This window comes from Empedobacter sp. UBA5036 (genome assembly GCF_002415215.1).
Lineage (GTDB): Bacteria > Bacteroidota > Bacteroidia > Flavobacteriales > Weeksellaceae > Empedobacter > Empedobacter falsenii_B.
On sequence record NZ_DICC01000073.1, the window covers coordinates 83,190 to 102,293 of the forward strand.

The window sequence follows — 19,104 nt, forward strand, 5'->3', positions numbered from 1 at the left end:
AGATTCCGTTTTTTTATTATTGAATTGGAGTTAACGCTTCAGAATTTCGAAGAATTGCAACGTATTGAAAATAATCAGTTGTTTTTAAATTTTCTTTTGGCATAAAGTTCTCTCCAAATAATCTTGATTTTGTTTTAATTAAATTTTGAGAAGATCTATATGGTGAATTTTTTGCATTAAGATTAAAAATTGAAATGGAATTAGGCTCTGCAAGTTCTTTAAAATCAAGAATACCTTTTATTAACATCATTGGTCCATCAGCATTTACCCAGTTTATTTTTTCATCTTCTGGAGTAGGAAATTGATCATTTTTAGGTAAATACATTTCACTATCCAATGTATAACTTACGATGCTTGTTACTTTATATTTATTATCTAAAAGTCTTTCTGCAAAAGGTTTTTCTTTGTCATTCATACTTTTTTGAAGTGTATGAAAAAGTCCAAATAATCCATAGAATTTCTCATTTTGTAGATGATTCTTTGAAATGACATGTTTAAAATTCTCAATCATTGCTGAATCTCTTGAAATTTTGCTATTAGAATCATCAAAATTTGTATCAATACCCAAAACAACAATTTTTGATGAATCATTTAATGTTTTATTGTAATCATATAAGTTGCTCCATTTTTTTAGTAACTCTTGACTTGATTGTTGAGGAATTCTTTTTTTAATAGCTAAAACAACTTCTTTTAATAATTTTTCGTTTTTAATATCAGAATTTAGAAATGTGTTTAATTTTTTAGAATTTAAACTGTCCATTTCTGCGATGTAATAGTTGAACCCAAGATTTTTATTCAAATATTTAAACATAAATTCATCTAATTTTTGATTGTCAGCAAAACCATGAATTTCGCCTAATAGAATAACATTTGAAGTGTTGAAATTATTATCAAAAATCTGAATATTAAAGTTATTGTCAATTGTTGTTTTGTTATTTTTTAGATAGTCAATATTTGTTTGATTTTTAGATCCTAGGAAAATTTTATTGCTAATAAGTAAATACAAAAAAATAAAAGTAATTATTGAAATCAATGCAATAAAAAAGATTTTTAGGGTTTTGATAAGTGTTTTCATGTTGTTTGTTGTTAATTTTCATCAAAACTATAGTTAGCAAAAGACTTGTATAAATATATATTTACGAATTGTTGATTTTTTAGGATGAATTGTGAAAATCGTTTACTGAAAACTTTTTTATTTTTACAAAATGAAATTTCTAATTCTCTTTTTATTTTCTGTGATAAGCTTTGCTCAAAAGTTGGATACGATTAATCTTAATCAAGTTGAGGTTATGAATTATTCCAACTACAAACAATTTCGTCCAAAGTTTAAAAATGTTGAAAGATTAACGGATAACACAAGTTTTGGACTCAAAATATTTTCGAATCTATTGCTTCCAAACGAGAAAGAAATTGAAATTGTAGCAATCGAAATTTTGTTTGAATCAAAAGTGAAGAAGAAAAATTATTGCAATGAATATTATTATTTCAAACCGATAATTCTAAAATCGATTGAGGATAAACAAAGTTTAATCGACGAAAAATGGTTTGAAGTAGACAAAGATTATCAAGGAAAATATATTTTTCCTATTCATTTAAAACTTAAACCTTCTGAAGCTAAAAATTATTTTATTGGTTTAGAAACTTCTTACGAAAATCCTTTTTGTCCCGAAGGGAATGGCTATTTTGATTTGATAAATACGAAACAACCAGTTGATTTATATTATGAAATTAATGGAGGAATGATTAAACAAGATATTTTGAAAAATCATTCACTCAACTACAAAATCTACTACAAATAGAAATTTATTTCCACAATAATTTCAATTCAACTTTATATTTCCCAGCGTATGGTTTTGGGTTTGTTGGTTTTTCCGAAATCGAGAATTGATACAGGCCACGCGCAGGTAATTCGAAGATGGTTTCTTTGCCAAATGGTCCACCTTTTATAGAATCCACAGGGCCTTTGATGTGATTAATTCGGATATTTGCTGTAGAATCTTGAGCAGAAATTTTGATCCAAACTTTTTTAGCAGAATCTGCATTAAAGGTAAACGTATTTGTTTGTCCTACTATTTTAGTTGCTTCTGCTTTAGCTTTTGCATAACTTACTTCCAGATTTTCGGTAGTATTATTAGCACTTAACGGAATAATTTTATCTGTGTTAGACACAATTTTTTGTTGAGGTTTTGCAGTAACTTTTTTCTGAGGTGAAGTTGTTTTCACGACTTCCTCTTTCATCACATCTTCTGTTATTGGTTTATCTTTTTTTACCAAATCTTTGTACGCAGAATCAACTCCAATCTTGCTTGGATAAATGGTTGGTGTAGATTTGTCTTCACAACTATAAAGCGTAATCAATGTAATAAAAGCGATAAAAGTCCATTTCATAACAGAAAAATTCTTCTGTAAAAGTAACTATTTTAACTGCAATTTCAAGGTATATTTTCCTTCAAATGGATCACCTTGCATCAAACTTTCGCCAATTCGGATTTGATATAAACCTTTTTCGGTTAAATCATAATTGATTTCTTGTCCAAAAGGACCATCTTTTTCGTTATTTGGAGAGATAAGTTGATTAATTCTGATGTTTCCGAGTTTATTTTGAGGAATAATTTGAATAAAAACAGAGGAAGAAGAATCATTCCTAAAACTAAAAGTTTGTTGTTCTTTCGCTTCTTTTTCAATCTCAAATTCGCCTTTTCCATGAATTAATTTCAATTCAGAATTATTCGTAATCTTTGGTATAGCCAAAGCAATTTCTTGAAAAGAAGAATCTTTTTTGATTACTTTTTGTACAGAATCTCCCATCGTAAGAGGCTCATTTTTTGTCATACAATAAATGATAATAGCGCCAATAGCTATTGATAGTATTATTATGGGACTATATTTTTTCATTATTGTAAATTTGTGCATTAGTTAATTACAAATTCTGAACCAAACTATATGTTGTTTTACGAAAATACAGGATACGGTAAACCTTTTGTGTTTTTACACGGTTTCTTAGAAAGTCATTTAATTTGGAATAATTTACGAAAGAATCTTGAGAAAGATGTGCAAATTATTACAATTGATTTGCCTGGGCATGGAAATTCTGAAAATTCGCAAGAGGTGAATACGATGGAAGAAATGGCTGAAAAAGTGATTGCGGTTTTGGATGAATTAAATCTAGAAAAAGCAACTTTTGTTGGACATTCGATGGGTGGTTATGTGACGTGCACGTTGGCTGAACTTTTTCCAGAGCGTGTAGAAAATATTGTTTTGATCAACTCTTCGACTTTGCCAGATGATGAAGCGAAGAAAAATCAACGTTTGAAAGCGTGTGAAACAGCTCGTAAAAATTTCAATGCGTTGGTGAGTTTTAGCATGCCTACTTTATTTGCGGCGCATCATCGTGAGCAATTCAAAGATGAGTTGAAGTTTGTAAAAGAAATTGCTTTGAAAACTCCAATCGAAGGCGTTTGTGCAGCTTTGAAAGGAATGCGTGAGCGTCCAGATCGTTCGTCGATTTTGTATGATTTCAAAGGTGGAATTTATATCATTGTTGGACTGAATGATGAAACGGTTAATCCTGAATTATTTTTAACCTTAATTCCAGATTTACCTAATATTCATTTGTATAAATTTGATGGAGGACACATGGCTTTTATAGAAAATTATGACGAAGTTTTATCGATTTTGAAATCGACTTAACGCTTGCGTTGGAAAAATTCTTTCATCAATTGACCGCATTCATCTTCCATAATTCCCGAAACAATTTCAGTTTTTGGATGTAATTCCCCAATTTTCACTTTAAAACCACGTTTTTCATCCGAAGCACCATAAACTACTTTCGAAATTTGGCTCCAATACAAAGCGCCACCACACATGACACAAGGTTCTAAGGTTACATATAACGTACAATCTTGTAAATATTTTCCACCCAAATAATTTGCAGCAGAAGTAATCGCTTGCATTTCAGCGTGCGCCGTAACATCAGTCAACGTTTCGGTTAAATTATGTGCTTTCGCGATAATTTTGTTGTTGCAAACAATCACAGCTCCAACTGGAATTTCGTCTCGCTCGAAAGCTGTAATTGCTTCGTTAAAGGCGATTCGCATAAAATATTCGTCTGTAAAAAGATTTTCCATTTCTATAAAATTTAAGGCAAAAATAATCATTTCCAAATTGGATATTCGATACATTTGTACAAATTGACGCCTCTTTTATGAATCAATCAAAATATATCATTGCAGCCATTATAACCTACTTTATGTGGGGATTTTTTAGTTTCGGATTGAAACCGATCGCCGGTTATCCACCTTTGGATATTCTATTTTTTAGATTGTATGTTTCCGTTTTCTTTTTAGTGGTCATTAATGTTGGATTTCGACGTAATAAGATGAAAGCTGATTATGATTTATTCAAATCATTTGATAAAAAGAAACAGAAAAAATTAGGAAGTTTAATTGTTGGCGGATCATTGATTTTGATGACAAATTGGTTGATGTTTATTATCGTAATGAATCATATTAGTGTGCAAGCCGCATCGCTCTCTTACTTAGTTTGTCCGATTATTACAACTGTTTTGGCTTTCATTATTCTGAAAGAACATTTAACCAAAATAAAATGGATTGCAGTTGGTATTAGTCTTTTAGCATGTTTAGTTCTTTCTATAGGTCATCTTATAGACTTGGTTTATAGTTTGATTGTAGCTTGTACATTTGCACTGTATATCATTATTCAGAGAAGTTTGAATGTTTTTGATAGTTTCAATTTGTTGATGACACAATTATTAATTGTAGCTATTCTGATGTTGCCATTGGTTTTCATCTTTTCGGGACCAATTCCGACCGAAACAATTTTCTATCAATGTATTATGATGATTGTGATTTTGTTCACTATCATTCCAATGTTCTTAAACAATTTTGCTTTAAAAGGAATTGATTCTTCAACCGTTGGAATTTTAATTTATTTGAATCCAATTATGAATTTTGTTTTGGCAATTTTCTATTACAAAGAAGCCGTTTCACCAATGCAAATGATCGGTTATAGTTTGATTTTACTCGCGATTGTTGTGTTTAATTCACAAACCATTTTCAAAATAAAGAACATAAAAAAATCTGAAGTCTAAACTTCAGATTTTTTTATGTTGATTTTTCAGGAAATATTATTTGATGTAAACAGAATTTGGTGAAACTCCAGTTGTAATTGCTGGATTTTTAAGACCTCCTTGTGCATTCTGAATTAATAATCGTCCATTAGAATTGTAATCTTTTGCGTCTAAAACATAAAAAGTATCACCTTTTACATAAAAACCATATACACTATCAGCACCTGTTATATAATCTGCTTTTGTAGGCAAAGCTGTCGCATTTGTAGCCATAGAATAAACAGAATTATTAACGATGTAATACAATTTACTATTCTCCGCAACTAAGAAATTAGGATGTTGTCCATCAGGAAAATTCATTTCTAATTTATCTTCTGAAGTTAAATTATAACGAACCAATTTTCCTTTTGTAGTAGTTCCCCAATTAACACCTTGCGAAAGCACAAATAAATTTCCGTTTTGAATTGTTAAATCCGTCGGAACATCACCAACATTTATACTTTTTTTATCATTTGTTTTAAGGTCAATAATTGTAACTGTTTTACCTGTTCCCCAACCTCCTTTTTGTGCAATATAAAGTTTGTTATTGTCAAGAATCATTTTTTCTGGACCTTCGTCAACCTTATATTTTTCTACGAAAGTTAAATCATTGATTTTGTATTTTGCAATAAAATCGTCTGTCGTAACATTAGGATCTCCCCAGTTTGAGATATACAAAAATTGATCATCAGAAACGATATAACGAGGGTTGCTCATATTATCTGATGATGGAATTGTACTAATTTTTTTGAAAGTTGTGTTGTCTACAACTTCTACTTTATTAGAAACATTAAGAACAATATAAGCTTTGTTTCCTTTGAAATACATACTTTGTCCTACAGAACCCAATTGCGCACCTGCGTTCGCAGTCTTGAAAATTTCTTGAATAGGATTTGTTGTACTTACATCTTTTGTTGGATCAAAATAAGTGATTTCTGAGTTAGCTGAATTGAAACCTCCTTCATTCAAAATAAAAACTCCTTTCGAATAATTTCCTTTTTCAGGATCATTGTTTGGTCCATCATCGTCATTTGAACAAGACTGTAAAAATACTCCTGCCAAGGCTATAAGTGCGATTGATTTAAATTTAATCATAGTTTTTTAAAATTTTATTTGTATTTGTATGTTATAATTTGTGCCTGGTTGCCAACGATTTTCTTGCGTTTGATATTCTTGGTTAAACACATTATTTACTCTCATAGAAACGATATAAAGTGGTGAAATCGTATAATTTAAACCTAAATTCGTTAGCCAAAAACTATCAAGTGTTCTTTCTTCTTCCGAATCGGTAAAAACTTTACTTGTATAAATATTTTGTACAAAAGCAGATAAACGTTTGTAAGTGTATTGTGCGCTCGCCGTCCATTTATGGTTTGGGGAATACATCAATTCCTTATTTTTAAATTTATCTTTTGTTTTGGTGTATGCATAAGTTGTGTTGAAAGTAAACACATTCCATTTGTAATTTCCAATCATTTCAAAACCATAGGTTTCTGCTTTGTTGATGTTCACAGGAACCCAATAAGAACTGTTTTGCGAGCTCGGAATCCATTGAATCATATCACTCAACTTATTATAAAAAATATTGGTTTGAATGTTTAAATTTTTGCTGATAAAATCATTTCCTAATTCAAATTGATAAGCTGATTCTGATTTCAAATCTGGATTTCCACCAGTTTTCCAAAATAAATCATTGTAGGTTGGATTTCTGAAATTTTTCGAAACATTTCCTCTCAATTGATACGAATGAATCGGACGAAAATTAAAACCCAATGAATAAATAAATGGATTTTGGTACGTATCAGAAAAATCTTGACGAATACTCGCTTCGTATTCCAAAACATCTGATAATTTATGCTTCGCGATTAAGGCAAAATTGATTGAGTTTTGATCGCTTTTATTCAAATTATTTCCACTTCCTTGATTATAATTAGCTTCAGATAAAAATGAAAGCTCGAAATTATTAGTCAATTGATGATTCAGATAATATTTTAAAACATAATTATCCACCTGTAAATCGTCCGAATAAGATTTGTGAATATTGTTGAAATAACTGTTTTCTTCTCGGATATATGCCAATTTTAACTGCGATAGCCACTTTTCATTTGGATTGAAATTCCATTCTGTCATCAAACGGTAATCCTGATTTTCGTATCCAGAAGGCGTTGAACCAATGTCAACCAAAGGAAATTCACGCTTTCCAAAATTGAACATCGAATAAAGTTTCAATTCATTTTTAGGATCGATTTTATAACCAAAATTTCCATTAATTGTATTGAAATAATATTTTCCATTCAAATTCTTCTTCATGTGATTCGGAATTTTGTAATCATTATCAGATTGATTTCGTTCGTAATCGATTGAAGAACTAAATTTTTCTGTACTATATTTCAACTGATATTTTCCCGACCATGTATCGTAACTTCCGTATCCTAAATTTATTTTTTGCTGTAAACCTTTGTCATACTCAAATTTATTCAACAAATGAATTGTACCGCCGATAGAACCTGTTCCATACGCAATACTTCCGCCGCCTGGTTTCACTAAAATTCCGTCAAACGAATTACTTGCAAATAAATTAAAATCCGTTTGTCCTGTTGTTTGCGAATTGACATTAATTCCGTTCCAAATTACGGCTGTGTGCGAAGCTAAAGTTCCTCGAAACGAAGGTGAAGAAACCATTCCTCGTCCATTTTCTTTAAAATAAATTGGCGTTTGCTCTTGTAAAACTTGCGTCAGTTGATTAGGATTTTGCTCTAAAATACTATCATTAAGTTTGATAATACTTTGAGATTTGTAATGATTTTTAAGAAAAGCATCGTTCAAAATCAAAGGTTTCAAATTGATGGTATCCGTCTGTGCAAAAGCAATTCCAGCGATAAGATTAAAACAAAGAAAAAGTTTTTTCATATTAAAATCTGTTTTTCCTCCGAAAACATTTTCTATTAATTCGTTAGCAATGGCAGGTTTCCTGACTTATTCTTTTTACAAAAAGTATGTTAGAATTTACAGTTGCGGGGACAGTTTTGGAATTGAACCAAATTCCCTTTTAACTCACTCGTTGAGCACCATTTTATGCAAATGTAAAGAAAAGCAATTGATTTTATAAAAAGTAGATTGTTAAATCGTTAACCTTAAATTAAGATCAGATTTATTTTATTTGTACAATATTCAAAATCATTATATCTAGTGATTTTTAAGAAAGATGGACAAATTAAATTTGTAACCAACAAAAACAATTATTTAGTTAAACTTTAAAAATTATGGAAAACAATCAACCGTACAAATCAGAGAAAAAACTTATTGCCGGAATTTTAGCGATAGTATTAGGAACTTTAGGAGTTCACAAATTTTATTTAGGCTACACTAAAGAAGGTGTTATTCAATTAATTATTGGTCTTGTGACATGTGGAGCAGGAGGACTTATTGGATTAATCGAAGGAATTATGTATTTAACAAAATCTGATGAAGAGTTTGATGAAACTTATGTAAAAGGTCACAAAGGCTGGTTTTAAAATAGAGATTACATTCTTTTTCAATTATTTTTCGATCCCAAAATAATCTAAAGTTATTTTGGGATTTTTTTATTGAATGAATTCGTTTTAAATAATTCGCAAGTTTTTTATTACATTTGCTTTAGGAAAAAATATAATAAAGAACGAAATCGCATAAAATGGCTATAAAAACATTTAGAGAAGTAATCGCAGAGGCAATGAGTGAAGAAATGCGTCGCGATGAATCTATATTTTTAATTGGAGAAGAAGTAGCAGAATACAACGGAGCGTACAAAGCTTCGAAAGGAATGTTAGACGAATTTGGAGCAGAACGTGTAATTGATGCGCCAATCGCAGAGGCTGGTTTTTCTGGAATCGCAATTGGATCTACAATGACGGGATGTCGCCCAATCGTAGAATACATGACATTCAACTTCTCATTAGTGTCTATTGACCAAATTATCAATAACGCTGCAAAAATTTATCAAATGTCAGGAGGACAATTCAACTGTCCAATTGTATTTAGAGGACCTACTGCTTCTGCAGGACAATTAGGTGCAACACACTCACAAGCTTTTGAGAATTGGTATGCAAATGTACCAGGTCTTAAAGTAATTGTTCCTTCAAATCCTTATGATGCAAAAGGTTTATTAAAATCTGCAATTCGTGATAACGATCCAGTAATTTTCATGGAATCTGAACAGATGTATGGAGATAAAATGGAAATGCCAGATGAAGAATACACAATCGAAATTGGTAAAGCAGAAATCAAACGTGAAGGTACAGATGTAACGTTAGTTTCTTTCGGGAAAATCATTAAGCAAGCTTACATTGCTGCTGATGAATTAGCTAAAGAAGGAATTTCTGTAGAAGTAATCGACTTACGTACAGTTCGTCCATTAGATTACGATACAATTTTCAAATCTGTTAAGAAAACAAATCGTTTAGTAGTTTTAGAAGAAGCTTGGCCTTTCGCTTCAGTTGCTTCAGAAATTACGTATATGGTTCAACAAAAAGCATTCGATTATTTAGATGCACCAATCAAACGTATCACAACAAAAGATACATCAGCGCCTTATGCTCCAAACTTGTATGAGACTTGGATTCCTAATGCAAAAGATGTAGTTGAAGCTGTAAAAGCTGTGATGTATAAATAATTAAGATTTATAAACTATATTTGTAAAGTCTAGCATACATTTTGCTAGGCTTTATTTTTTTAACCAAATCTTATTGATGAAAAGTTATATAACATCTTTTTTTATAGTTGTTTTAGCGTCTGTACACGCGCAAGTAAAAATTCAAGGAAAGGTCATCGATTCTGAAACTCAGAAGCCTATTCCTTACGCAGATATTCGTTTACCAGAACTTAAAGTAAGTGCAACATCAAACTCTGATGGTACTTTTTATATCGAATCTAGTTCGAATGCAAATAAAATTGTCGTATCAAAAAATGGATACGAAACTTCTGATTATGTAATCGAAAATAAAATTGATTATAATTTTATTGCTCAATTATTTTTAGCAGAAGATAATACTTCCGAAGAAGATGATGGAACAGTAGATTTACAAACTGCGGTTGTTTCGGCAAAGAAAAAACGTCTTAAAAAGAAAGAAAATCCAGCTTATGCTATTTTGCGTGAAGTATGGAAGCGTAAAAAGAAAAATGGGCTAAAATTAGCGCCACATTACCAATATGATGAATACGAAAAGTTGCAATTTGATATTAGTAATATTGATTCAACTTTTATGAAACGTAAGATTTTTAAAGGAATGGAGTTTGTTTTCGAGAAAGTAGATACTTCTTCTATCAACGGAAAAACATATTTACCAGCTTTCTTGAATGAGTCAATTTACAATATTGCGGGAATTAATAAACCTTCAACAAAAGAGCGTCGAGAATTAATTGCGAATAAAACATCAGGTTTCGAGAAAAATGAAGTGGTAGCTTCTACGGTAAAAAATCTTTTCCGTGATATTGATATTTATGATAATCGTGTCAATATTTTAGACATTAAATTTGTGAGTCCAATTGCTACAGATGGTTTCGCTGTTTATGATTATGAATTGAAAGATACAGTTGATGTAGATGGAATAGAATCTTATCGAATCAAATATTATCCGCGTCGCGAAGGAGAATTGACATTTAAAGGAGAATTATATATCTCGAAAGATGCCTATGCGGTAAAAGAAGTTGTGATGGAGACAACGAAAGAAATGAATGTGAATTTTGTGCGTAATATTTTCATGAATTTAGAATATGATATTCCAAACGATTCTATTTTCTATCCGAAAAAAGAATACGCGATGTTGGATATGTCGTTGTTGAGTAAAAAGGAAAGTGCGAAAGGAATTTTTGCGCATAAAACGGTGAATTATTACAATTACGATTTCGATACAACACATCCCGAAGCTTTTTATTACGAGAAATTAGATCCAGCAAAAGCTGCGCTTAACGAAAAAGATAATCAGTTTTGGGCAGAAAATCGTCCTGAAGCTTTAACAAAAGATCAAGAAGGGATTTACGAAACATTAGAACAATTAAATAAAGTACCAAAATTCAATAATATTGTGAAAGCAATCGAGATTTTTGGTTCTGGATATTACAATGTCGGAAATGCAATTGATATCGGGAATTTATATTCGTCTTTTGGATACAACCAAATCGAAGGTTTCCGTTTGAGAGCTGGAGCTCGTACATATTTTTCGCAAAATGATATGTGGCGTGCGCAAGGTTTCTTGGCATATGGTTTTCGAGATGAAAAATTCAAATATGGAGCAGATTTTCGTTATATGTTCAATAAATATAATCGTTTTCAAGTCGGTATCGGAACAAAACGTGATGTAGAACAATTGGCTGCAACGTTAACGGCTTCTGACGGAATTATGACGCGTAGTTTTGCTTCGTCATCAATCATCAATCAAGGAGATAATACATTTTTGAGTAATAATAATTTGACAAATGTGTATGCATCGATTGAACCTTGGAAAAATGTAACATTTCGTGTTGATGGAAATTATCAATTAATCAAACCAGCAGATGCAGAACATTTCTCGATTGGTTATGAAAAAAATGGTCAGATAAAAGAAACTTTAACAAATTCAAGTGTAAGTGTTTCGGTAATTGCTCGTCCAGGTGCAAAATATTCTCAATATGGAATTGATCGTTACGAAATGACAACACTTGCACCAACGTTGATGTTGCGTTATACAAAAGGATTGAAAGGTGTAATTAATTCAGATTTTGAATATGATAAATTACAATTTTTATATACACAACCAATTTTGATTGGATCTTTTGGTAAATCATTGGTAACTGTAGAAGCAGGAAAAACATTTCAAGGTGTTCCTTTATCATTAATGAGTGCGTTACCTGGAAATGAGAGTTACGGACAAGTTTATGGTACATTTTCACAATTAGATTATTATGAATTTGTAACAGACGAATATGTAACGATGAACTGGGAACATCATTTTAACGGTTGGATTTTGAACAAAGTTCCGTTAATCAAAAAATTAAAATTAAGAGAAGTTGGATTCTTGAGAGCGGCTTACGGAGACATTTCTGAGAAAAGTAAAGCTATTAATCGTTCGACAATAGAATATTTTGCACCAAATCAACAAATCTACTACGAATACGGGTTTGGGATCGAAAACATTGGTTTTGGAAACATTAGACCAATACGTGTTGATTTTAATTGGCGCGGAAATTATAATAATTTGCCAGATGTTCGTAAATTTGGCATCACAATCGGTTTAGATTGGAATTTTTAGAAAATACATAATAAAAAAAAGAATATTACAATGACTTTTGATGCAATCATTGAAATCCCAAGAGGATCTCGCAATAAATATGAAATGGATCACGAAACAGGAAGAATCCGTTTTGATCGTGTTTTATACTCTCCAATGTTCTACCCAGCTGATTACGGTTTCGTAGAAAATACATTAGGATTAGACGGAGATCCAATTGACGTATTAGTTTTCTTAACAGAACCTACTGTTCCTGGATGTGTAATCGAAGTAAAAACAATCGGTGTTCTTAAAATGTCTGATGACAAAGGACAAGATGAAAAATTAATTTGTGTACCAGTTGCTGATCCAACATGGAACCAATTAGAAAACATCACTGATATGAATCCTCATACATTGAAAGAAGTTGAGCACTTTTTCAGAGTTTATAAAGACTTAGAAAATAAGACAACAACAATTGAAGGGTACGGTGATAAAGCAGAAGCAGAACAATTATTGCAAGATGCAAGAGAGCGTTTCGTACCAGCTCATTAAGAAATAATTTATAATTTCATATAAATAGTCCTCATTTTTTGAGGACTATTTTTTTTAAGTAAATTTTTCTTCCATTCTATCAACTATTTCCAAAAACATTTTTAAGTTTATAGAAATACTCACACATGAAATCGAAATTTTTATTAACACTAGGTTTAATCTCTACAATCATGAGTTTATCTGCTCAAACTAATCAACAAGTTTTAGACTTGATTAACAAAGAAGTAAAACAAAATTCTGAAGCTTATCAACAATTAAAAAAAGCAACCGAAACAATCGGACATCGTGCAACAGGAACAGAAAATGGACGAATAGCAGAAGAATATGCAGCAAATTTGTTGCGTTCGTATGGTTATGATGTGTCTTTTCAAGAGTTTACATTTAGCGGATGGAATCGTAGAAGTTTAGATTTAAAAATCAATAATCAACCTATAAAAGCCGTTGCTTTGGCGCATTCGCCAGAAAATGTTAGTCTTTCGGGAGAATTGATTGATTTAGGAAATGGACTTGAAGAAGATTACAAAAAGATTGGTGATAAAGTAAAAGGAAAGATTGTTTTTGCTGCGCTTGGTTTGTTGGATGGAACGCCAAAAGAAATAGAAAATCTACATCGTTCCGAAAAAACAGCTTTAGCAGAAAAGTACGGAGCGAAAGGAATTATCTTGTTTAATCGCCCTGCTGGAGGAATTCTATTGACAGGAACGGCTTCTGTAACGGGAGAAATTATTAAAATTCCTGCAATTAATATTAGTTTAGAAGATGGATTGAAAATTAAAGAAAATCTATCAAAAGGAAAAGAAATTGCTAAAATCGAAATGAAAAATGATGTTGGACAAATGAAAGGTCGCAACATTATTGCAAAGAAAATCGGTTCTAAATTTCCAAACGAAAAAATAGTTCTTGGAGGACATTTAGATAGTTGGGATTTGGCTACAGGAGCGATTGATAATGGTGTTGGAAGCTTTTCTGTGATGGATATTGCGAGAACATATAAGAAGTTAAATCTTCAAAATGATCGAACAATAGAATTTGTTTTATTTATGGGCGAAGAAGTTGGTTTGATAGGTTCTAAATATTACGTCAATCGAGCGCTGAAAGATGGTTCTATCAATCAAATCAAAGCAATGTCGAATATGGATATGACAACAAATCCAAAGTCTTATTATTCGACAATGGAAAGTAATTTACCTATTTTAACTGATTATGCGAATGATGTGCAAAAAGTAATTCCAGATTTTAAATTGAAAACATTTGCGAGTGTAGATTTACATTCAGATCATCAACCGTTTATGTTGCAAGGCGTGCCTATTATTGGGCTTTCGGATAGTCAATTTACAAAAGGAGCGTTAAATTGTTACCACGCGAATTGCGATACATTTGATTATGTAGAAGAAATTGGTTTGAAAAATAATGTGATTTTGGAAACCTATTTGTTGTATCGTTTGAGTAATTTGAAAGAAATTCCTTCAAAACGTTGGAACGAGCAAGAAGTAAAAGAAGCCTTAATCAAAGGAAATTTAGAAACTCCACTTCGTATTTCGGGCGATTGGAGATGGTAATATCAAAAAAATCCTTCAGAATTTCTGAAGGATTTTTTATTTATTTCTTTTTCAATTTTACAGTGAAATGTCTTAAAATTTCAGATTCCCACGAAATTTCATAACCAGAATTAATTTCGTTTCGTCGATCAAAAATATTTTTCAACGCAACCGCGATATAATCCATATGACTTTGGAAATAAGTTCTTCTTGGAATTGCTAAACGCAATAATTCTAATTTTGGATAACGATTTTCACGTGTTTTAGGATCACGATCTGCCAAAATAGTTCCGATTTCTACACCACGAATTCCAGCTTCTTTGTACAATTCGATTCCCAATGTTTGTGCAGGAAATTCTTCGCGCGTTACATTTGGTAAAAACTTTACAGCATCAACAAAAATAGCGTGTCCACCAATTGGTTGCTGAATTGGAATTCCAAACTCAATTAATTTATTCCCTAAATATTCAATTTGTTTGATGCGCGATTGTAAATAAGAATATTCTGTCGATTCTTGTAAACCTTGTGCTAAAGCTGCTAAATCACGTCCAGCTAAACCGCCATAACTTAAATATCCTTCATAGATAATTCCAAAATTCCCACAATTTTTATATAGCTCTTCATTATTCAGTGCAATAAATCCACCAATATTTACCAAACCATCCTTTTTCGCAGACATCGTCATTCCATCTCCGTAAGAAAACATTTCTAAAACAATTTCTTTAATCGTTTTCGTCTTGAATTCTTCTTCTCTTTCTTTGATGAAATAAGCATTTTCCGCAAAACGAGCGCCATCAAAAAAGACTGGAATTCCATATTGATTAGACAATTCACGAACTTGACGAATATTTTCTATTGACACAGGTTGACCACCAGAAGAATTACACGTAACAGTGATTAATGTGAATGGAATTTGTTCTTTTCCGTATTCTTTGTAAACATTTTCTAACTTTTGTAAATCGATATTTCCTTTGAAAGGATGAATCAATTCGCTGTCAAAAGCCTCATCAATAGTACAATCAATCGCGTGTGCTTTTCTAAATTCGATATGACCTTTTGTTGTATCAAAATGCGAATTTCCAGGAACAACATGACCTTCTTTTACAAGAGCTGAAAATAATACATTTTCCGCTGCACGACCTTGATGCGTTGGTAAAAGAAACTCAAATCCAGTAATGGTATTAATGGTTTCTCTCAGTTTTAAGAAAGATTGAGAACCAGCGTAGCTTTCGTCTCCAGTCATCATTGCAGACCACTGTTTATCAGACATTGCTCCAGTTCCAGAATCAGTTAATAAATCAATAAATACTTTGTGGCTTTCTAGGTTAAATAGGTTGTAATCTTTTTCTTCGATCCACTTTTCGCGTTCTTCTCGAGTAGATTGATAAATTTCTTCGACCATTTTTATACGAAATGGTTCGGCAAAAGGTAATTCCATTTTTCTTGTGTTTAATGTAAAACTAAGAAACCTTTAGAATATTATCAATTATTAATTGAAAATCATAAAAAAATCCTCTATCAAAAAGATAAAGGATTAAAAATTTTCTATAGCTCGTGTTAGTCAATAACAGGAACTGGTCGTTTGTTTTCGTTAATTGCAACTAATGTAAACGTTCCAGAAATCGCTTTATCACGTCCGTCACGATACATACTTTCGATAAAAACGTCAATTTGTACATCCAAACTTGAACGTCCTACACGTACCACTTTTCCTACCATTTCTACGATAGTTCCTGCTGGAATTGAGTGTTTAAAATCAATTTTGTCACTACTTACCGTAACAATAGGTTTGCGACAAAAACGAGTTGCTGTCATAAAAGCAATTTCATCCATCAAATACATTACTGACCCTCCAAACATTGTGTTGTGGTGGTTTGTATCTCCTGGAAAAACAGCTTTGAAAATGCGAGTTTCAGAATTGATGATACGTTGTTCGATCAACTCTTCTCTTGGTGTTTTTTCCACTTCCATTATCATAATATTTACACGTTACTTTTCTTCATTATTTTTTGAGTTGATAATGTTTTTTTGTGGTGGTTTGATGATTTCATAGAACATAATTTTTACTTTTTTCGCGAAAGTTTTTGACTAATTATTAACTCAATTAGTGGCATTCTGACTTATCAAAAATATTGATTCACAGTTGCGCGACAGTTCGTGAATTGCACACGATTCCCCAATAAGTTGAGCACGAATTTGATGCAAATATAAATTAGAAAAATGAAAATTAGCAGATTTATTGTGCCGAATTCGTTGGTTTGGAATAATTCGTGTAAATTCATTTTACGAATTTTTAATGAAGTAAGAAAAAAGAATGAAAATAAAACCAATCAAAGATTTAGTTCATAATCTATCAGAATGGAATGAATTAGTTTCTCAAACCAAAGATTTAACCGATAAAGTAGTTCAAGATATTAATTTTTTGCGTCAAGAAATTAATTGGGAAGAATATAATTTATGCAATACATCGTTTTTGGGTTGTAAGTTTAAACAACACGAAGCGATCTATTTAATTGAAAAAGGAGCATTTGTTTATCCAAAATTTGAATCAGTTCCTTATAATCCTTATCGTGGAAAATTATACACTTGGCAAGAGCTGATGGAAGGTTATAATCCAGATAATGACCAAAGTATCGATCTTAAAATCTATAAACATTTTAAAAAACATAAATATAATCCGTCTGTTTCAGAAGCTTTGGCACAACGCTTACATGATTTGTCTATTGATGATGGTTTGCGTCGAATTTTGAAATATGATGATAATGGAATGACGAAGAAAAAAGTGGTTGGCTTTATGGGGGGACATTCTACTGCGCGTAATTCTGAGTTTTATAATGAAACGGCAAAAGCGGCGAAATTAGCAACTGAAAAAGGGTATTTTGTTGTTTCTGGTGGAGGGCCTGGAATTATGGAGGCTGCTAATCTAGGAGCTTATATGGCAAATTATTCGGATGAAGATTTGATGAATTCAATTCATATTTTGGCTGATTTAGACTTTATTGATGAAGATAAAACTGAATATTTGGCGAAGAATTTTATGACGAATGCTAAAAAAGTTTTAGAAATCTATCCAAATGGTGCTGAAAGTTTGGCAATTCCTACGTGGTTTTATGGTCATGAACCAAGTAATTTATTTGCCACGAATATTGCAAAATATTTTTCAAATAGTATCAGAGAAGATATGTTGTTAACAATTAGCTTGTTCGGTTTGGTTTATGCGCCTGGAAGTGCAGGAACAACCCAAGAAATTTTTCAGGAAGCAACTCAAAATCATTACGGAACTTCAGGATATTATAGTCCAATGATTTTTTTGAGCAAGAAAAGATATGTAGAAGATACAGCGATTTATTCGGTTTTGCATCAATTAGCAACAGGAAGACCATATAAAGAGTTATTATTTTTAACAGATAGTGCTGATTTAGCAATTGATTTTATCGAAAATCATCCACCAATCAAAGTTAATTAAGGAATATTTTTAAAATATTTAAAACTGAATAACTTGCTTTAGTGTAGTGTTTTATGTGGTTTTTATTTGTTTTTTGTCCGAATAAAATAAAATAATTTCGAAAAATGTTTGGTATTTTAAATAATGAACGTATATTTGCAGTCCAATAACGCGAGATGGAGCAGTAGGTAGCTCGTCGGGCTCATAACCCGAAGGTCACAGGTTCGAGTCCTGTTCTCGCTACTAAATCGCGAGGTGGAGCAGTAGGTAGCTCGTCGGGCTCATAACCCGAAGGTCATCGGTTCGAGTCCGGTCCTCGCTACTACAAAGAGAGTTTCTAACAAGAAGCTCTCTTTTTTTATGTCTTTAACTGAGAATTAAGATTGGATAAACTATTTTTGCATCATGAATGTAGAAGAATACAAAAAACAATATAAATCAGATCAAGCGGTTGGTGCAATTGCGATCGAAAATCGCTTAAAAGAAGTTTATGGGACTTTAGAGCCTCGTTTTTATTCGCCTCAAGTGATGTCTTTTCAAGGAGGTGATGATCCAATTGATGGAGTTGCGGTCTTTGATGTCAATGGTTATTATCATTTGGTGAGTTACGGAATGTCGCATTTATACTATTCTGAGGAAAGTGTAGGAGCGGATTTTAGTAAGTGGGGATTTGAGTTTTCTTTCCGTGTGAAACCTGTTAAAGATGATAATGGTGAAGATCCTTTTTGGGTGGTTCAATTAATGAATAATTTGGGACGATTCGTGAACGAAACAAAAGTTTGGTTTGATGAATACCAATTTTTACCCTTAGGAGGTCCAATTCGTACAGATTCGCAAACGGACATTGTTGGTTTGGCTTTTATCAAGGATGATGATTTAGATGAAATTGATACGCCGCATGGAAAAGTTACATTTATACAAATGATTGGTTTGAATTCGGAACAATTGAAAAGATTGGAAGATAATTCAACCAAAGAAGAAATAATGTCTGTGATAGCTGAAATAAAGTCAGTTAATCCAAAATTTGTGTGTGAATTATAGTAGAAATTTTTAAAATAAAACATATTTGCGTTAACCTATTTCTTAAATTATGTTAAATGTAAAAAACAGATTGTCAGTATTTTAAGCTTGGTATTTGTTTTGATTATATCTAAATGTTAGTAGCACTAACAGTAGAATAAATTTTTCATAGGTTAGGTTAATAATTAGTAAAGC

At 31.7% G+C, this 19,104-nt stretch carries 18 protein-coding genes, 2 tRNA genes and 2 riboswitches; of the genes, 12 read left to right on the plus strand and 8 right to left on the minus strand.

Features of this window, described 5'->3' with window-relative positions:
* Positions 1-16 precede the first annotated feature (16 nt).
* A complete protein-coding gene (locus tag B4J88_RS14035) occupies positions 17-1,075 on the minus strand; it encodes a hypothetical protein (RefSeq protein ID WP_114998143.1) in 1,059 nt (352 codons plus the stop codon).
* Between the two features lie 130 nt (positions 1,076-1,205).
* Between B4J88_RS14035 and B4J88_RS14040 the strand changes: the two genes are divergently transcribed.
* Complete coding sequence (locus B4J88_RS14040; protein ID WP_291067874.1) at positions 1,206-1,799, plus strand: hypothetical protein; 594 nt, start codon at positions 1,206-1,208, stop codon at positions 1,797-1,799.
* 4 nt (positions 1,800-1,803) lie between these two features.
* Here B4J88_RS14040 and B4J88_RS14045 read toward each other — a convergent pair whose 3' ends face one another.
* Both B4J88_RS14045 and B4J88_RS14050 read right to left on the minus strand, forming a co-directional pair.
* Positions 1,804-2,388 (minus strand): hypothetical protein, encoded by a 585-nt coding sequence (locus tag B4J88_RS14045; protein WP_291067875.1) that lies wholly within the window; start codon positions 2,386-2,388, stop codon positions 1,804-1,806.
* A gap of 27 nt (positions 2,389-2,415) precedes the next feature.
* Entirely contained in the window at positions 2,416-2,895 is a 480-nt protein-coding gene (locus tag B4J88_RS14050) for a hypothetical protein (protein WP_291067876.1), read from the minus strand.
* 48 nt (positions 2,896-2,943) lie between these two features.
* Here B4J88_RS14050 and B4J88_RS14055 point away from each other — a divergent pair, with 48 nt between their 5' ends.
* The gene (locus B4J88_RS14055; protein WP_291067877.1) at positions 2,944-3,690 is read left to right on the plus strand and encodes an alpha/beta fold hydrolase; all 747 of its coding nucleotides are present in this window, start codon (positions 2,944-2,946) and stop codon (positions 3,688-3,690) included.
* Here the strand turns inward: B4J88_RS14055 and B4J88_RS14060 are convergent.
* Entirely contained in the window at positions 3,687-4,127 is a 441-nt protein-coding gene (locus B4J88_RS14060) for a nucleoside deaminase (protein WP_291067878.1), read from the minus strand. The genes B4J88_RS14055 and B4J88_RS14060 overlap by 4 nt on opposite strands.
* A gap of 77 nt (positions 4,128-4,204) precedes the next feature.
* On the opposite strand from B4J88_RS14060, the gene B4J88_RS14065 reads away from it, so the two are divergent.
* A complete protein-coding gene (locus B4J88_RS14065) occupies positions 4,205-5,110 on the plus strand; it encodes an EamA family transporter (protein ID WP_291067879.1) in 906 nt (301 codons plus the stop codon).
* Between the two features lie 36 nt (positions 5,111-5,146).
* Here B4J88_RS14065 and B4J88_RS14070 read toward each other — a convergent pair whose 3' ends face one another.
* Complete coding sequence (locus tag B4J88_RS14070) at positions 5,147-6,223, minus strand: DUF5074 domain-containing protein (protein WP_291067880.1); 1,077 nt, start codon at positions 6,221-6,223, stop codon at positions 5,147-5,149.
* 6 nt (positions 6,224-6,229) lie between these two features.
* Positions 6,230-8,038: a TonB-dependent receptor plug domain-containing protein gene (locus tag B4J88_RS14075; RefSeq protein ID WP_291067881.1), complete on the minus strand. Its 1,809-nt coding sequence runs from the start codon at positions 8,036-8,038 to the stop codon at positions 6,230-6,232.
* Between the two features lie 34 nt (positions 8,039-8,072).
* Positions 8,073-8,216: riboswitch (cobalamin riboswitch) on the minus strand.
* A 175-nt stretch (positions 8,217-8,391) separates the two neighbouring features.
* Here B4J88_RS14075 and B4J88_RS14080 point away from each other — a divergent pair.
* From B4J88_RS14080 to B4J88_RS14100, 5 genes are all read left to right on the plus strand, one after another.
* Positions 8,392-8,643, plus strand: coding sequence for a TM2 domain-containing protein (locus B4J88_RS14080; RefSeq protein ID WP_125349960.1), 252 nt, complete (start codon positions 8,392-8,394; stop codon positions 8,641-8,643).
* 158 nt (positions 8,644-8,801) lie between these two features.
* Positions 8,802-9,779, plus strand: coding sequence for a pyruvate dehydrogenase complex E1 component subunit beta (locus B4J88_RS14085; protein ID WP_114998120.1), 978 nt, complete (start codon positions 8,802-8,804; stop codon positions 9,777-9,779).
* Positions 9,780-9,855: 76 nt separating this feature from the next.
* The gene (locus tag B4J88_RS14090; RefSeq protein WP_291067882.1) at positions 9,856-12,393 is read left to right on the plus strand and encodes a DUF5686 family protein; all 2,538 of its coding nucleotides are present in this window, start codon (positions 9,856-9,858) and stop codon (positions 12,391-12,393) included.
* Positions 12,394-12,423: 30 nt separating this feature from the next.
* Positions 12,424-12,906 carry an inorganic diphosphatase gene (locus tag B4J88_RS14095; protein ID WP_038336778.1) on the plus strand — a complete coding sequence of 161 codons (483 nt, stop codon included), beginning with the start codon at positions 12,424-12,426 and terminating at the stop codon, positions 12,904-12,906.
* 125 nt (positions 12,907-13,031) lie between these two features.
* A complete protein-coding gene (locus B4J88_RS14100; protein WP_260392384.1) occupies positions 13,032-14,465 on the plus strand; it encodes a M28 family peptidase in 1,434 nt (477 codons plus the stop codon).
* Positions 14,466-14,505: 40 nt separating this feature from the next.
* Here B4J88_RS14100 and B4J88_RS14105 read toward each other — a convergent pair whose 3' ends face one another.
* Both B4J88_RS14105 and B4J88_RS14110 read right to left on the minus strand, forming a co-directional pair.
* On the minus strand, positions 14,506-15,882 hold the full coding sequence (locus B4J88_RS14105) for a tryptophanase (protein WP_291067883.1): 1,377 nt from the start codon (positions 15,880-15,882) through the stop codon (positions 14,506-14,508).
* A 119-nt stretch (positions 15,883-16,001) separates the two neighbouring features.
* Positions 16,002-16,415: an acyl-CoA thioesterase gene (locus tag B4J88_RS14110; RefSeq protein ID WP_114998110.1), complete on the minus strand. Its 414-nt coding sequence runs from the start codon at positions 16,413-16,415 to the stop codon at positions 16,002-16,004.
* Positions 16,416-16,544: 129 nt separating this feature from the next.
* A riboswitch (adenosylcobalamin-variant (AdoCbl-variant) riboswitch) is annotated at positions 16,545-16,632 on the minus strand.
* A 126-nt stretch (positions 16,633-16,758) separates the two neighbouring features.
* On the opposite strand from B4J88_RS14110, the gene B4J88_RS14115 reads away from it, so the two are divergent.
* From B4J88_RS14115 to B4J88_RS14130, 4 genes are all read left to right on the plus strand, one after another.
* Positions 16,759-17,910, plus strand: a complete 1,152-nt coding sequence (locus tag B4J88_RS14115; RefSeq protein WP_291067884.1) for an LOG family protein — start codon at positions 16,759-16,761, stop codon at positions 17,908-17,910.
* A gap of 149 nt (positions 17,911-18,059) precedes the next feature.
* Positions 18,060-18,132: transfer RNA gene (locus B4J88_RS14120), tRNA-Met, on the plus strand.
* Between the two features lie 6 nt (positions 18,133-18,138).
* Positions 18,139-18,211, plus strand: a tRNA-Met gene (locus B4J88_RS14125).
* Between the two features lie 83 nt (positions 18,212-18,294).
* Entirely contained in the window at positions 18,295-18,930 is a 636-nt protein-coding gene (locus tag B4J88_RS14130; RefSeq protein WP_221855476.1) for a suppressor of fused domain protein, read from the plus strand.
* The last annotated feature ends 174 nt before the right edge of the window (positions 18,931-19,104 follow it).